Source organism: Streptomyces sp. NBC_01803 (assembly GCF_035917415.1).
In the GTDB taxonomy this organism is placed as follows: Bacteria; Actinomycetota; Actinomycetes; order Streptomycetales; family Streptomycetaceae; genus Streptomyces.
Genome location: NZ_CP109073.1, coordinates 2,407,120 through 2,422,842, shown reverse-complemented (window position 1 = coordinate 2,422,842; position 15,723 = coordinate 2,407,120). Strand labels below are relative to the sequence as shown.

The 15,723-nt window shown below is 74.0% G+C and carries 12 protein-coding genes; 3 read left to right on the top strand and 9 right to left on the bottom strand.

From position 1 onward, the window contains the following. Positions 1-98: 98 nt before the first annotated feature. Positions 99-2,849 (top strand): phosphoenolpyruvate carboxylase, encoded by a 2,751-nt coding sequence (ppc, locus tag OIE51_RS10455; RefSeq protein WP_442812049.1) that lies wholly within the window; start codon positions 99-101, stop codon positions 2,847-2,849. A gap of 215 nt (positions 2,850-3,064) precedes the next feature. Here the strand turns inward: ppc and OIE51_RS10450 are convergent, their stop codons facing one another. After that, positions 3,065-4,081: a GlxA family transcriptional regulator gene (locus OIE51_RS10450; protein WP_326597183.1), complete on the bottom strand. Its 1,017-nt coding sequence runs from the start codon at positions 4,079-4,081 to the stop codon at positions 3,065-3,067. Positions 4,082-4,125: 44 nt separating this feature from the next. Between OIE51_RS10450 and OIE51_RS10445 the strand changes: the two genes are divergently transcribed. Then, positions 4,126-5,478 (top strand): MFS transporter, encoded by a 1,353-nt coding sequence (locus OIE51_RS10445; RefSeq protein ID WP_442811897.1) that lies wholly within the window; start codon positions 4,126-4,128, stop codon positions 5,476-5,478. 57 nt (positions 5,479-5,535) lie between these two features. Here the strand turns inward: OIE51_RS10445 and OIE51_RS10440 are convergent, their stop codons facing one another. The 8 genes from OIE51_RS10440 to OIE51_RS10405 all read right to left on the bottom strand — a co-directional run bounded on the left by OIE51_RS10440 (position 5,536) and on the right by OIE51_RS10405 (position 14,660). Further along, positions 5,536-6,285 carry an LPXTG cell wall anchor domain-containing protein gene (locus OIE51_RS10440; RefSeq protein ID WP_326597181.1) on the bottom strand — a complete coding sequence of 250 codons (750 nt, stop codon included), beginning with the start codon at positions 6,283-6,285 and terminating at the stop codon, positions 5,536-5,538. Positions 6,286-6,466: 181 nt separating this feature from the next. Further along, positions 6,467-7,054, bottom strand: a complete 588-nt coding sequence (gene pth / locus OIE51_RS10435) for an aminoacyl-tRNA hydrolase (protein ID WP_326597180.1) — start codon at positions 7,052-7,054, stop codon at positions 6,467-6,469. 22 nt (positions 7,055-7,076) lie between these two features. After that, the gene (locus OIE51_RS10430) at positions 7,077-7,691 is read right to left on the bottom strand and encodes a 50S ribosomal protein L25/general stress protein Ctc (RefSeq protein ID WP_326597178.1); all 615 of its coding nucleotides are present in this window, start codon (positions 7,689-7,691) and stop codon (positions 7,077-7,079) included. 201 nt (positions 7,692-7,892) lie between these two features. Continuing rightward, positions 7,893-8,870, bottom strand: a complete 978-nt coding sequence (locus OIE51_RS10425; RefSeq protein WP_326597177.1) for a ribose-phosphate diphosphokinase — start codon at positions 8,868-8,870, stop codon at positions 7,893-7,895. A gap of 69 nt (positions 8,871-8,939) precedes the next feature. Then, positions 8,940-10,403: a bifunctional UDP-N-acetylglucosamine diphosphorylase/glucosamine-1-phosphate N-acetyltransferase GlmU gene (gene glmU / locus OIE51_RS10420; protein WP_326597175.1), complete on the bottom strand. Its 1,464-nt coding sequence runs from the start codon at positions 10,401-10,403 to the stop codon at positions 8,940-8,942. A gap of 73 nt (positions 10,404-10,476) precedes the next feature. Further along, the gene (locus OIE51_RS10415) at positions 10,477-11,382 is read right to left on the bottom strand and encodes a cellulose-binding protein (protein WP_326597174.1); all 906 of its coding nucleotides are present in this window, start codon (positions 11,380-11,382) and stop codon (positions 10,477-10,479) included. A gap of 162 nt (positions 11,383-11,544) precedes the next feature. Next, complete coding sequence (locus tag OIE51_RS10410; protein ID WP_326597172.1) at positions 11,545-13,680, bottom strand: SUKH-4 family immunity protein; 2,136 nt, start codon at positions 13,678-13,680, stop codon at positions 11,545-11,547. A 5-nt stretch (positions 13,681-13,685) separates the two neighbouring features. Further along, positions 13,686-14,660 (bottom strand): SMI1/KNR4 family protein, encoded by a 975-nt coding sequence (locus tag OIE51_RS10405; protein ID WP_326597171.1) that lies wholly within the window; start codon positions 14,658-14,660, stop codon positions 13,686-13,688. Positions 14,661-14,740: 80 nt separating this feature from the next. Here OIE51_RS10405 and OIE51_RS10400 point away from each other — a divergent pair, with 80 nt between their 5' ends. Beyond that, positions 14,741-15,694 (top strand): SUKH-3 domain-containing protein, encoded by a 954-nt coding sequence (locus tag OIE51_RS10400; RefSeq protein WP_326597170.1) that lies wholly within the window; start codon positions 14,741-14,743, stop codon positions 15,692-15,694. Positions 15,695-15,723: the final 29 nt, after the last annotated feature.

Genomic DNA, 15,723 nt, shown 5'->3' with positions numbered 1-15,723 from the left:
TCCTCATTACGATGGCTCTGCCGGACAGCGCGGTCCGCCGCCACACCTTCCTCCGTCAGCCGCCACGAGGAGCCGCAACCGTGACCGAATCCGACACCGTGAGCAGTCCCGAGATTCCCGACGCCGCTGGTGCCCCGGAGAGCAACAGCGCCCTGCGGGCCGACATCCGCCGGCTCGGCGATCTCCTTGGCGAGACACTGGTGCGTCAGGACGGGCCCGAGCTGCTGGAGCTGGTCGAGCGGGTGCGGGCGCTGACGCGCAGCGACGGCGAGGCCGCCGCCGACCTGCTCGGCCGCACCGATCTGGTGACCGCCGCCAAGCTGGTCCGCGCCTTCTCCACCTATTTCCACCTGGCCAACGTCGCCGAGCAGGTGCACCGGGGCCGTGAGCTGCGCGAGCGGCGGGCGGCCGAGGGCGGCGAGCTGTCGCGGTCGGCCGACATGCTCAAGGACGCCGACCCCGCGCACCTGCGGCAGACCGTCGCCAACCTGGGCGTGCGGCCGGTGTTCACCGCGCACCCGACCGAGGCGGCCCGCCGTTCGGTGCTCACCAAGCTCCGCAAGATCGCCGAGCTGCTCGACCACCCCGAGGTGGAGCACGGCGGCGACCGGCGCCGCACCGACCTGCGGCTGGCGGAGAACATCGACCTCATCTGGCAGACCGACGAGTTGCGCGTGGCCCGCCCCGAGCCCGCCGACGAGGCCAGGAACGCGGTGTACTACCTGGACGAGCTGCACACGGGCGCCGTCGGGGACGTGCTGGAGGACCTGGCCGCCGAGCTGGAGCGCGCCGGAGCGCCGCTGCCCTCCCTCGGCCGGCCCCTGACGTTCGGCACCTGGATCGGCGGCGACCGCGACGGCAACCCCAACGTCACCCCGGCCGTCACCTGGGACGTGCTGCTGCTCCAGCACGAGCACGGCGTCAACGGCGCGCTGCGCCACATCGACGAGCTGCGCGGCGCGCTCTCCGGCTCCATCCGCAACTGCGGGGTCAGCCAGGAGCTGCTGGACTCCCTGCGGCGGGACCTGGAGCGGCTGCCCGAGATCACCCCCCGGTACAAGCGGCTCAACGCCGAGGAGCCCTACCGGATGAAGGTCACCTGCATCCGGCAGAAGCTGCTCAACACCAAGGCCCGACTGAAGGAGGACACCCCGCACGTCCCGGGCCGCGACTATCTGGGCACCGGCGAGCTGCTGGACGAGCTGCTGTTGGTGCGCACGTCCCTGCGGGAGAACCGCGGGGAGCTGATCGCGGACGGGCGGATGGAGCGCGTGATGCGGACGCTGGGCGCGTTCGGCCTCCAGCTCGCCACCATGGACGTGCGTGAGCACGCCGACGCCCACCACCACGCGCTGGGTCAGCTCTTCGACCGGCTCGGCGAGGAGTCCTGGCGGTACGCGGACATGCCGCGCGAGTACCGCACCAAGCTGCTGGCGAAGGAGCTGCGCTCGCGCCGCCCGCTGGCCCCGACCCCGGCGCCGCTGGACGACGCCGGTGCCAGGACGCTCGGCGTCTTCGAGACGGTCCGCCGGGCGTTGGCGACGTTCGGGCCCGAGGTCATCGAGTCGTACATCATCTCCATGTGCCAGGGCGCGGACGATGTCTTCGCCGCCGCCGTACTGGCCCGCGAGGCCGGGCTGATCGACCTGTACGCGGGCTGGGCGAAGATCGGCATCGTGCCGCTGCTGGAGACGACGGACGAGCTGCGGATCGCGGACGAGCTGCTGGACTCGATGCTCTCCGATCCGTCCTACCGCCGCCTGGTCTCGCTCCGGGACGACGTGCAGGAGGTCATGCTCGGCTATTCGGACTCCTCCAAGTTCGGCGGTATCACCACCTCCCAGTGGGAGATCCACCGCGCGCAGCGGCGGCTGCGCGACGTCGCGCACCGGCACGGGGTGCGGCTGCGGCTCTTCCACGGCCGCGGCGGCACGGTGGGCCGCGGCGGCGGCCCCACGCACGACGCGATTCTCGCCCAGCCGTGGGGCACGCTGGAGGGCGAGATCAAGGTGACCGAGCAGGGCGAGGTCATCTCCGACAAGTACCTGGTGCCGTCGCTGGCCAGGGAGAACCTGGAGCTGACGGTCGCCGCCACGCTCCAGGCGTCCGCCCTGCACACCGCGCCGCGTCAGTCGCAGGAGGCGCTGGCCCGCTGGGACGCGGCGATGGACACCGTCTCGCAGGTCGCGCACACCGCCTACCGGCGGCTGGTGGAGGATCCGGACCTGCCGGCGTACTTCTTCGCCTCCACGCCCGTCGACCAGCTCGCCGAGCTGCACCTCGGCTCCCGGCCCTCGCGCCGCCCGGACAGCGGCGCCGGGCTCGACGGGCTGCGGGCCATCCCGTGGGTCTTCGGCTGGACGCAGAGCCGGCAGATCGTGCCCGGCTGGTACGGCGTCGGCTCCGGCCTGAAGGCCGCCCGCGAGGCGGGCCTGGAGGACGTGCTGGCCGAGGCGTTCGCGCAGTGGCACTTCTTCAGGAACTTCCTGGCCAACGTCGAGATGACGCTCGCCAAGACCGACCTGCGCGTCGCCCGGCACTACGTGGACACGCTCGTCCCGCAGGAGCTGCGGCACGTCTTCGCCACCATCGAGGCCGAGCACCGGCTGACCGTGGACGAGGTGCTGCGCATCACCGGGGAGAGCGCGTTGCTGGACGCCCACCCGGGGCTTCAACGCACGCTCCGCATCCGCGACGCCTACCTGGACCCGATCTCCTACCTCCAGGTGACGCTGCTGCACCGGCAGCGGGAGGCGGCGGCGCGCGGCGAGGAGCCCGACCAGCTCTTGACCCGGGCGCTGCTGCTGACGGTCAACGGTGTGGCGGCCGGCCTGCGTAACACCGGCTGAGTCCCGGGCGGTTCCTTTTCGCCCGGCGCGCGCACGGCCGCCGGACCGCTCATCGCCAGGCGAGCTCGCCGGTCGCGGCCCTGGCGCCCGGGTGGAGGGCGTAGCGGAGTGCGGGCACGGCATCAGGAGACCACGGACCGTCACCATGCGCATGCGGACAGCGTCGTTACGGGACGGCCGCCACGGGACGGCGTCGCTACGGGACGGCGCGCCGGTCAGGTGCGGAACGTTCGTCGGTACCCGGTGGGGGAGACGCCCAGCGCCGCCTGCAGGTGCTGGCGCATCGAGGCGGCCGTGCCGAAGCCGGCCTCGCGGGCGATCCGGTCCACGGGCAGGTCGCTCTCCTCCAGCAACTGCCGGGCCCGCTCCACACGCTGATGCGTGAGCCAGCGCTGCGGCGACAGCCCGGTCTCCTCGCGGAAGCGGCGGGTGAACGTCCGCACGCTCATCGCCTCCCGCTCCGCCAGCTCGCGCAGGGTCAGCGGCCGGTCGAGATGGGCCAGCGCGAACGAGCGGGCCCGGCCCGTGGAGTGGACGCGGGGCGTGGGGACGAGCCGTTCGACGAACTGCGCCTGCCCGCCGTCCCGGTGCGGCGGGACCACCGTCCGGCGGGCCACCGAATTGGCCACCGCGGCGCCGAAGTCGGAGCGGACCATGTGCAGGCACAGATCGATGCCGGAGGCGACCCCGGCGGAGGTGAGCACGTGCCCGTCCTCGGTGTAGAGGATGTCCGGGTCGAGCAGGACCCGCGGGTACAGGGCCTTGAAGTGGTCGCAGGAGGCCCAGTGCGTGGTGGCCCGGCGGCCGTCCAGCAGCCCGGCGGCGGCCAGGACGAACGCGCCCGTGCAGATTGACGCGATCCGGGTGCCGGGGCGGACGCGGGCCAGGGCGGCGGCCAGCGGCGCGGGCAGCCGCCCCTCGCTGTATGTCTCGTCCGTCTCGTGCGAGGCCGGGACGATCACGGTGTCGGCCTCGGCCAGCGCCTCCGGGCCGTGCGCCACATTGACCGTGATGTCCGCGTCGGTGCGGATCACGCCGGGGACCGGCGCGCAGGTCACGACCTCGTAGAGCCGTTTGCCGTCCGCCGACTTGGCCCGGCCCAGGATGCGGTGCGCGATGCCCAGCTCGATCGGGAGCAGGCCGTGCCGGACCAGGACGGCGACGCGGTGGCGGCCCGGCCGGGTGAAGGCGCTCGTCTCGCTCATGGCCCGATCCTTGCACATCCTGGCCATCGGGCCACTCGCTCGCCGCGGTGCCCGGGCCGCAGGATCATCGGGTGACGCAGACTGCCCGCCCCGAGACCTCGTCGTCCCCGACCCCGTCGACCCCGTCGACCCCGTCGTCCCCCGCCCCGGCCGTCGCCGCCGTCGTGCCGCCGAGGGTGCATCCCGCCTGGTGGGTGGCGCTGGTCGCGTTCCTGGTCCTCATCGGCGCGGCCGGCTTCCGGGCCACGCCCGGGGTGCTGATCGACCCGCTGCATGAGGAGTTCGGCTGGTCGCGCGGCAGCATCTCGTTCGCCGTCTCGGTCAACCTGCTGCTCTACGGCTTCACCGCGCCGTTCGCCACCGCGCTGATGGAGCGGTACGGCATCCGCCGGGTCGTGCTGGGCTCGCTGCTCCTGATATCGGCGGGCAGCGGGCTGACCGTCTTCATGACCGCGCGGTGGCAGCTCGTGCTGTGCTGGGGCGTCCTGGTCGGGCTCGGCGCCGGGTCGATGGCACTGGCCTTCGCCGGAACGATCGCCGGCCGCTGGTTCGTGGCCCGCCGGGGACTGGTGACCGGCATCCTCACGGCGGGCGGCGCGGCCGGGAACCTCGTCTTCCTGCCGCTGGTCGGCCTCCTCGCCGAGGGCCCCGGCTGGCGCACCGCCGCGCTGGCCGTCGCGCTGTGCGCGCTCGCCGTCGTGCCGCTGGTGGTGTGGCTGCTGCGCGACCGGCCCGAGGATCTGGGCCTGCGGCCGTACGGCGCGGGCGACGACTACGTCACCCCGCCGCCCGCCCCGCCCGGCGCGGCACGCCGGACGCTCACCGCGCTGGCCGCCGCCGCCCGCACCAGGGTCTTCTGGCTGCTCGCCGCCTCGTTCGCCGTCTGCGGCGCCTCCACCAACGGCCTGATCGGCACCCACTTCGTGCCCGGCGCCCACGATCACGGCATGCCCGTGCCGGTCGCCGCCTCGCTGCTCGCGGTCATCGGGATCTTCGACGTGCTGGGCACCATCTGCTCCGGCTGGCTGACCGACCGGTACGACGCGCGCCGGCTGCTCGCCGTCTACTACGCCCTGCGCGGCGCGTCCCTGCTCTTCCTGCCGGTGCTGCTGGCGGAGAACGTCCACCCGCCGATGCTGCTGTTCATCGTCTTCTACGGACTGGACTGGGTGGCCACCGTGCCGCCCACGATCGCGCTGTGCCGCGAGCACTTCGGCGCGGACGCCGGAGTGGTCTTCGGCTGGGTGCTGGCCTCGCACCAACTGGGCGCGGCGGTGGTCGCGTTCGGCGCCGGAATGATCCGCGACGCGACCGGCTCCTACGATCTGGCCTGGACGTCGGCGGGCGTGCTGTGCGCGGTGGCGACCGTGCTGGTCATGGTGATCCGCAGGGGCGCCCCGGCGGCGGTCCCGGCCCGGACATGACGGCGGCCCCGGCGCGCGGGGTGCGCGCCGGGGCCGTTCGTCGTCGGGCGGAGGCCGTCAGCCCTGGGCGGCGTTCCGGCGCCGCAGCGCCAGGTACCCGCCGGCCGCGACCAGCGCCGCCGCCCCGGCGGACAGCGCGATCACCGGCACACTGGACCCGGTCTCGGCCAAGTCGCCGCCGGCGTCCTCGCCGGCGGCCGGAGCCTCTTCCCCGCCGGCCTGGCCGATCGGCTCGTCACCGCCGGAGGTGCCCTCCGAGGTAGTGCCCTCCGAAGCGCCGGCCTCCTCGCCGCCCTCCGAGGTGCCGCCGTCGCCACCCGTGGCGGACGACGACTCCTCGCCGCCGCCACTGGCCGCCTCTTCACCGCCGCCGGTCGCGTCCTCGCCGCCGGTGGTGCCCGTCTCGGTGGCCGGGCAGGTGTGCGACAGGCGGAAGTCGACCGCCTCGCCGTGCACGGTCGCCTCGGCCGCGACCAGCTCCGCGCCGGGCTCGGAGGCCACGTAGGCGTGCTTGTCGGACGGCGGGCCGAAGTCGGTCACGACCTGCTCGCCGCCAGGCTCGAAGGTGACGCGCAGCTCGACGAAGGTCGTGCTGTTGCCGGGCAGCACGAAGTGCCAGCCGTCCTGGTCAGCACCTATCGGCGGGCAGTCCTCGCCCTGCGAGAACTCGGGATCGGACGCGCTGATGGGCAGTTGATCGTCCTGGTGCAGCCCGACCTCGTGGTCGGTGACGACGGAAGGCGGGGCACCCGCGACCAGCACCGTCGCCGCGGCGGCGACCGCGCCCAGGATGGACAGCTTGCGCATAGTGCATTCAACTCCGGGGAAGAGAAATGAAGGTTGTGAGGCCGGGACAGCATTATGTGTGCGGCTGGGCATGACAAGGGCGAGTTGTCCTCATCGGTCCCCTTGGCTCCCGGTCGCCCCAAAAATCCCCGATAACGATCCGGTAGTGGCCCGTTTCACGTCCCCGGGACGTGCCCCGGCGTCAGCCGTTGTAGGTGCTCTGCGCCTTCTCCAGACCCACCGTGATCAGCGCCTCCACGGCGTCCGCGGCCCGGTCCACGAGGAAGTCCAGCTCCTTGCGCTCGGCCGCCGAGAAGTCGCGCAGCACGAACGCCGCCACGTCCATCCGGCCCGGCGGGCGGCCGACGCCGAAGCGGACGCGGAAGTAGTCACGGCCGAGCGAGGCGGTGAGGGACTTCAGGCCGTTGTGCCCGTTGTCCCCACCGCCCCGCTTCAGCCTCAGCACTCCGTAGCCGATGTCCAGCTCGTCGTGGACGACGACCAGGCGGGAGACGGGAATCCGGTAGAACGTGGCGAGCGCCGTGACCGGACCGCCCGACAGGTTCATGAACGAGAGCGGCTTGGCGAGCACCACGCGCGGCCCGCCCGCGCCGGGCGCGCCGAGGCGCCCTTCGAGCACGGCGGCGCGGGACTTGTGCGCCTTGAAGGCGCCGCCCATCCGCTCGGCGAGCAGATCCGCCACCATGAAGCCGACGTTGTGCCGGTTGGCGGCGTATTGGGGCCCGGGGTTACCGAGCCCCGCGATCAGCCAGGGTTCGTCCACGGTCACATCCTCCCACCGATGGGCGGGGTCACTCGGCGGCGGACTCCCCGGTGACCTGCTGCGCGCTCTCGGCCCCGGCGCCCTCCGCGGCGGGCTCCTCGGCCTGCGGCTGGAGCACCTGGAGGACGATGTCCTCGCCGTCGATGGCGAGCGAGGTGCCGGTGGGCAGCGGCACGTCCTTGGCGAGCACGGAGTCGCCGGGCCGGAGGCCATCGATGGAGATGGTGACCGACTCGGGGATGTGGGTGGCCTCGGTCTCGACCGGCAGCGCGTTGAGCACGTGCTCCAGCAGACCGCCGGCGCCCGGGGCCAGCTCGCCCTCGACCTGGATCGGGATCTCGACGGTGACCTTCTCGCCGCGCTTGACGATCAGCAGGTCGAGGTGGACCAGGAAGCCGCGGATGGCCTCGCGCTGCACGGCCTTGGGGATCACCATCTCCTGGCGGCCCTCGATGTCGAGGGTGATCAGGACGTTCGCCGCCTTCAGGGCCAGCATCAGCTCGTGGCCCGGCAGCGTGATGTGCACGGGCTCGGTGCCGTGTCCGTAGATGACGGCGGGGACGCGCCCGGTGGCGCGGACCCGGCGGGCGGCGCCCTTGCCGAACTCGTCGCGGACCTGGGCGTTCAGCTTCACATCGGCCATGGGGCACTCCTCGTAGGGGACCGGAACAGAAACGGTCACCCGGCCCAGGGCGGGCCCTCCACGAAGAGCGCGTCGATAACGGATGACCCCTGCGGGCCTCCCTCGCCGAGCAACGCCGCGAGTCTACCCGCCCCCGGCGGAGGGGACGAATCGCACCCGACGGCCCCCGGCCCGTGTGCGGCCGGGGGCGTCCGGCGAGGGCTAGGCGTCGCCCTCGAAGAGGCTGGTGACCGAGCCGTCCTCGAAGACCTCGCGGACCGCGCGGGCGATCGTCGGGGCCATCGACAGGACGGTGATCTTGTCGAGGGTCACCTCGCTCGGCGTGGGCAGGGAGTTCGTGAAGATGAACTCGCTGACCTTCGAGTTCTTCAGGCGGTCCGCCGCCGGGCCGGACAGCACGCCGTGGGTCGCCGCCACGATCACGTCCTGCGCGCCGTTGGCGAACAGCGCGTCCGCCGCCGCGCAGATCGTGCCACCGGTGTCGATCATGTCGTCCACCAGCACGCACACCCGGCCGCGCACGTCGCCGACGACCTCGTGCACCGTGACCTGGTTCGCCACGTTGGGGTCGCGCCGCTTGTGCACGATCGCCAGCGGGGCGGCCAGCCGGTCCGCCCAGCGGTCCGCGACCCGCACCCGGCCCGCGTCCGGGGAGACGACGGTCAGCATCGCGCGGTCCACCCGGCTGCCGATGTAGTCCGTGAGCACCGGCAGCGCGAACAGATGGTCCACCGGGCCGTCGAAGTACCCCTGCACCTGGTCCGCGTGGAGATCCATCGTGATGATCCGGTCCGCGCCCGCGGTCTTCAGCAGATCCGCCATCAGCCGGGCCGAAATCGGCTCCCGGCCACGGTGCTTCTTGTCCTGCCGGGCATAACCGTAGAAGGGAATGATCACGGAGATGCTCCGCGCCGAAGCCCGCTTCAGCGCGTCGAGCATGATCAGCTGCTCCATGATCCATTTATTGATCGGGGCGGTGTGGCTCTGCATCAGAAAGCAGTCGGCGCCGCGCACCGACTCCTGGAAGCGCACGTAAATCTCGCCGTTGGCGAAGTCGAGGGCCTTTGTCGGAACCAGTCCCACGCCCAATTGCGCGGCGACCTCCTTCGCCAACTCGGGGTGGGCGCGGCCGGAGAAGAGCATCAGCTTCTTCTCGCCGGTCGTCTTGATCCCGGTCACAGTACGTCTCCTTGGCATCCGCGTCAGCGCTCGTTCACCCCATGGGGGCACCTCTACGGTACGCCCCCGTCAATCCTCCTCCGACTTGTGTTCCGCCGCAGCTAGAGCGGCGTCGGCGGCCCGCGCCGCCGCCGATCCCGGGCGCTCGCGGACCACCCAGCCCTCGATGTTCCGCTGGCGGGAGCGCGCTACGGCGAGTGATCCCGGCGGTACGTCCTGCGTGATGACCGACCCCGCCGCGGTATAGACCCCGTCCCCGACCGTGACCGGCGCCACAAACATATTGTCGGAACCGGTGCGGCAGTGGGAGCCGATGGTCGTGTGGTGCTTCTGTTCACCGTCGTAGTTCACGAAGACGCTCGCCGCGCCGATGTTCGTGTGGTCACCGATCGTGGCGTCACCGACATAGGAGAGGTGCGGCACCTTCGATCCCTCGCCGATCGCGGAGTTCTTCATCTCCACGAAAGTCCCGGCCTTCGCGCCCGTGCCCAGGATCGTTCCGCCGCGCAGATAGGCGTACGGGCCGACGTTCGCGCCCGCGCCGATCCGGGCGTTGTCCGCGACCGTGTGGGTGACCACGGCGCCCTCGCCGACCGAGGTGTCGCGCAGCCGGCAGCCCGGGCCGACCTCCGCGTCGGCGGCCAGGTGGGTGGCGCCCAGGAGCTGTGTGCCGGGGTGGACCACGGCGTCCGGCTCGTACGTCACGGTCACGTCCAGCCAGGTCGTCGCCGGGTCCACGACGGTGACCCCGGCGAGCATGGCCTCCTCCAGCAGGCGGTCGTTGAGCGTCCGGCGGGCCTGGGCGAGCTGCACCCGGTTGTTCACGCCGGCCAGCTCACCGTGGTCGGCGGCCCGTTCGGCGCCGACCCGGTGTCCGGCGTCGCGCAGGATGCCCAGCACGTCCGGCAGGTACTCCTCGCCCTGGCTGTTGTCCGTGCCGACCCGGCCCAGCGCCTCGGCCAGCAGCCGCCCGTCGAACGCGAACACCCCCGAGCTGACCTCGCGCACGGCGAGCTGCGCGGGCGAGGCGTCCCGGTGCTCCACGATCGCCGTCACCTCGCCGCCCGCGCCGCGCAGCACCCGGCCGTAGCCGGTGGCGTCCGGCAGCTCCATGGTCAGCACCGTCACCGCGTTGCCCTGCTCCGTGTGGGCGGCGGCCAGCGCGCGCAGCGTCGCGGGCCGCTGCATCGGGATGTCGCCGCAGGTCACCAGGACCGTGCCGGAGGTGTCGGCGCCGTGCGCGGCCAACTCGTCCAGGCCCGCCCGGACGGCGTGCGCGGTGCCGCGCTGCTCGCGCTGCACGGCGATCCGCGCCCCGGCGTCGAAGTCGGCCAGGTGCGCGGCGACCCGCTCGCGGCCGTGGCCCACCACGACGACGAGCTCCTCGGGCGCCAGCTCGCGGCAGGCGGCGACCACATGGCCGACCAGCGAACGGCCGCAGAGCTCGTGGAGCACCTTGGGGGTCGCGGACTTCATGCGGGTCCCCTCACCCGCTGCGAGAACGATGACGGCTGCCGGGCGAATGGGGCTCACGAAGATCGCGTCCTTCGGTCGGTCGGTCCTGGTCGGTCCTGGGGAACGGGATTCCCGAGGATACCGACGGCACCTACCCGCGTCCCGCCGAGTCGGCGGGCGGCTCGGTGCCGGGCCGGCGCGGGGCGCGGCCGGTCAGGGCGGCCAGGGTGGCGCGGATGTGCGCCAGGTGGGCACGCACATGGTCGGCCTGTTCCTCCAGCTCGCGCAGGACGCGCTCGGTCTCCCGGTCGACGCGCTGGCGCCGCACGCGGGCGTCCGAGAGCAACTGGCCGCGCCGCGCGTCGGCCGCCTCCTCGCGGGCCTTCGCCTCCGCCTCGGCGTCGGCCAGCTCCCGCTCGGCGCGGGCCAGCGCGGTGTCGCCGCGCGCCGCCAGCTCCGCGAGGCGCGCGTCGGTCTCCGCCTGGCGGGCCGTCAGCTCCTCGTGCAGGGCGCGTGCCGCCTTGGCCTGACTCCGGCTCTGCTCGGCCACCATCGCCTCGCAGCGCCGGGTCGCCTCGGCGAGCGTCGCGTCGGCCTCCCGCCGGACCGTGGTGGCCCGGCGGCGGGCCTCGGTCAGCACCCGGGTCGCGAACGCCTCCGCCGCGGCGAGCGTGCTCTCGGCCGCCGCGTCCGCCGCGCCGCGCCGCCCGGCCGCCGCCGCCCTGGCGTCGTCGCGCAGCCCGCGTGCCGCCCGTTCGGCCGCCTCCAGCAGCTCGCCCGCCCGGGCCTCGGCGGCGGCGCGCAACTCGGCCGCCTCCGTCTCGACCTCGGTGAGCAAATCGCCCGCCCGCTCGCCCAGCGAGTCGAACGACGGTGGCGGCAGCGCGGCCAGGGCGGTGGCCAGCCGTTCGGCCTCGCGGGTCATCTCCTCGACCCGGAGGCTCAACCGGGCCAGCCGCCGCCACGCGAGGTCGCGCTCCGCGGCCAGCTCTGCCAGCCGTTGATCCACCTGCGAGGGCCGGTAGCCCCGGCCGCGTGCCATGCCGAAGCCCGTCATACGGCAATGATCCCCGCTCGAACGGAACTCAGGCCACGCGGACCCCACCAAACCGGCCGGTAAACCGTCAACTCCCGTGCTACAGAGGCACTTGAGGGCGCGACCGAGCGCGGACCCGGCCACCGTCGCGACGGGGCTCGTCCGTTGGGCGCCTCCCGCCGCCTACAGCAGACCGTCCCACATCTGTTCGAGCAGCACGGACCACCAGCTCTCCGGGTCGGCCACCGCCACCGGGTCCAGCGAGGCGAGCTGGGCCTGGAAGTCGGTCGTCCAGCGGCCCGCCTGCTCGGAGTTGAGGCCCAGCCGCAGCCGCCACATCCGGCCCAGCAGCGCCATGCAGCGCGCGAACTGCGGCAGCGACGCGTTCACGAACTGCGGCGGCACCGGCGCTCCGCCGGGCGCGGCCTCCAGCGGCACGGCGACGATGTGCGCCGTGCCGTACTGCACGCACAACTGGCGGCCGAAGTCGGTGCCCATCACCAGGTAGGAGCCGGCGTCGGGGGCGGGCTGGACACCGCGCTCCATCGCCAGCTCGGCCAGGGTCGGGACCGGGCGGCCCGGTTGGGCCTGCGCCCAGAAGAACGGGCTGATCTCCAACGGGAGTCCGGCCCACACGAGGGTCTGCGCCACGATCTCCGGCACGCCCTGGCGCGAGACGGCCTGCGCGGTGTACCGGAAGACGCCCTGCGGGCCGAAGGCGTGCGCCAGCTCCTGGCCGATCACGTCGAGGCCGACGGCGGGCGCGGGCTGCTGCTGCGGCAACGGCACGCGGACCGGGGCGGAACGGGCCGGGCCGTCCGCGAACTGCTGGAGCTCGTCCTGGTGTTCCACCAGATGCCTGACCCCGGCCTGCCGGGAGGCGAAGTCCCGGCCGTACGCGGCGGTGTGCGTGATCCGCACCTGCGGCCAGGTCTCGCGGATCATGCGCGCGCAGTACCCGCCGGGCACTTCGCACGACTGGAGCTCGGTGTGCAACTCCAGCACCTGCTGCGGCGGCACGTTCATGGCGTGCAGCTCGTGCAGCAACTGCCATTCGGGGTGCGGCATCCCGGGCGCGGAGCGGCGGATGAGCTGCTGCTCCGAGCCGTCCGGGGCGCGGTAGCGCAGTACCGCCATGTAGCCGGAGCCGACCATCGGCAGGCCGGGCGGCGGATAGCCGTAGCCCGGGCCACCGGGCGGGGGCGGCGGCGCGGGCACGGGTGCCGGTGCCGGAACGGGGGAGGGCGCGGGGGGTGGTGCGGGCGCCGGGGGTCGGCCGGAACGACCCGGGTCGCGCAGGGACTTCACGAACTCGGGGTCGACGGCCTGCGTCGGCAGGTAGTCGGCGGTCGCGTTGTTCCCGGTGGGCCTGGGCGGCGGCGGTGCCGCGCCCGGCCTGGCACCGGGCGGCGCGGGGGGCGGCACCGGGAGGGCGCCGCGCGTGCCGCCGCCGGAGGGCCCGGCCGGCGGTCCGGTCACCGATTTGGCGGTGTCCGCGTTGGCGAGGTCGGCCGCGCCGCCGCCGGCACGGGGCGGCGGGCCCACGGGCGTTCCGGCCGGGGCGGCGGGCGCGGCAGGCGGGTCCGCGCGGTGGATGGCGGTGGGCGGCAGGGCGCTGCCCTGCGGCAGGATCGCGGTCCGCGCCTCGGAGGGGACGACGACGGACGGCGGGCCGCCCGGGTCGGCCACCACGGGCGGCGAGAACACGGTCGCCGGGGGCGCTATGGACTCGGCGTCGGCGCCGCTGCCCGAGGTGTCGGCGCCCGCCCATGGCGAGCCGCCCGCGACGGGCGCGGGCCGTTCGATGTCCTTGCCGGACCACGGGCTGTCGGACGCGGGCGGCGGTGGCGGTGGGGCGATCGGCTCCGGCTCCGGCTCCGGTTCGGGCAGCGGCTCCGGTTCGGGCTCTGGCTCCGGTTCGGCCTCGGCCACCGGCGGGACCGGCTCGGGTCCGTCGCCGCTCGCGCGGTCGGCCGCGTCCTGGAGCCACTGCGGCGGCGTCAGCAGGAACGAGGTGACGTTCAGATCGATCCGCTGCTCCTCGGGCTCGGCGGGCGCCGCCGTGGCGGGGGTGCCGTACTCCTCCTCGTAGGCGCGGATGACGTCGCCGACCGGCAGGGCCGGCCACAGCGTCGTGTCACCGCTGTCCCGCGCGATCACCAGCTTGCCGCCGCCGACCGGGCCCGCTTCCGGCTCCTCGGCCCAGGCCACGAAACCGAGACCGAACTCCCGCACCCGGACCTCGCGGCGCGGATCGCCGCCCCCGGGGCCGTTCACCCAGTGCTCCGCGCGCTCCTGCGCCTGTGCGAACGTGACCATCGCGCTCATCCCTCCACCGGGACGGCGCGCGCGAATCCGCCGTCGACCATCAGATTCGCCACCGTGTCCAGCTCCGGCGGGTTCCCCGCCAGCCGCAGCAGGAAGTCGTCGAAGTCCGAGCCGCAGGGCAGCAGCAGATCGGCGACCCGCTGCTGGAGAGTCAGGCCGTCCCGGTCCCGCGCGTCGTCGTACGGGCACAGCCAGACGGAGCCCAGGTCCTCGCCCTTGACCTTCACCGCGAGGATGCCGCCGTGGGCGAACGCGACGCCCAGGTAGTCCTTGGTGAGGTGGTCGCGCAGGCATTTGTTGATGTAGACCACGTCGTTGACCGCGGCCTCCTCGCGCAGCGTGAAGAACGGCTGGTCGATCAGCAGCCCCAGCTCCGCGTCGAGCGCCACGCCGACCGGCGCGCAGCCGCCGGCCGCCTTGAGGAACGAGCGGTACGCCTCCGGCAGCCGGTATCCGAGCCGGTCCTCCGCGGCGCGCAGCCGGTCCTCCGGCACGGCGACCGAGCGCGGCACGGCGAAGTGCACGGGCTTGGTCTCGGCCAGCGGGCGGGTGCCGCGCTTGGTCTGGTCGACGTTCGCCGTCGCCAGGCCACCGTGGTGCCGCAGCAGCGCCTTCACCTCGACCGGCACCAGCTCCAGCCGCCGCGAGTTCGCCACGTGGTGCCAGGTCCAGCCGTGCGGCGTGGCGACGGGCGGCAGGTTGGCCCACAGCTCGTGGCCCCCGGCGTGCAGCGCGGCGTTGGCCGACACGTAGTCGGTCAGCCGCAGCTCGTCCACGCCGAAGCCCTCCGGCGGATCAGCGATCTCGGCGGCGGCTCTGGCGTAGGGTGAGAAATCGGGCAAACCGTCCGCGTCCACGCGGACTCCGTGCGGGAATCGGGCGGCCCGCACCGGGTCGGGGAATTGCACGACCTGTCCGGCATAGGCCCTGTTCGGTGGCGCGGCCTGTTGCCCGAGCCGACCTGTCGTCATGGCGGTACGCCCCCTGCTGTTACATCACGCTGTCGGCGGACAGCCTATGGGTTCCGTGTGTCGGTGGCACGATCGTGCACGTGATATCGGATACCCACGGCCCGGTGCCTCCCGTGCTCCGGCACCGCCGCGACGGCATTCTGCCGACCACGGCCGCCGCGCTGTCCGTTCCCGCCCGCGCCCAGGCGCTCACCGGGACCGCGAGCCGCGCCGCCGCCGCCCCCGACCTCCACCCGGTGGTCGCGGACATCCTCGACGGGCTCGGCACGGGGCAGCGCGAGCGCCACCTCGGCCGCTGCCCCGAGCCGTTCCTGCTCTCCCGCTGCCTCACCGAGGCGGCAGCCCACGACCTCACCGCCGCCCGGATCGCCCTGGCGGACGCCGGGATCACCACGCGGCACATCCGCGAGGACGGCGACCCGCAGCACGGCGAGTACGCCCCGCACTGCCGCTCCTGCGCCGTGCTGCTCGCGCGCCTCGGCGTGCGCAGCGTCAGCGCCGCGCCGGACGTGGCGGTGGCGATGTCGGCCGACGCGCCCGCCGCGGGCGGCCCGTGGTCGGCGGGCAGCGCCGACCAGGCCCTGACCGCCGGGGGCTGGAGCCCGGGTCGGCGGCACGCGGCCCGCGCCGAGCGGTGGGCGGACGTGCTCAGCGGCCACCGTTCGCCGCAGGGCCACCCGCACACGCTGTTCCCGGCCGCCTTCGAGACGTGGGCCGAGCTCGGCGCGCTGACGCTGTCGCCGCAGGGCCCCGGGCAGGCGTACGCGGCGACCGGCGTCGTCATCGACCCGCTGCGCGGCCTGCACTGGGCCCGCACCCTGGGCGAACTCGGCCGCGCGCTGGGCACCGAGCTGTGCCCGCTGGGCGAGGAGGCCGGCGGCACGGCGTTGCTCGTGGTGGACCGCGACGGACGGCTGTACTGCGTGGACCACACGGGCGACTGGTATCTGGGCCCGGACGTGCTCAGCGGTCTCACGACGCTGCTGACCGGCGCCGCGCCGCACCGCCTGGTGGCCGCCGCGGCGGCGTTCTGACGCCCATGACGCCACGGCCGCACGGCCTC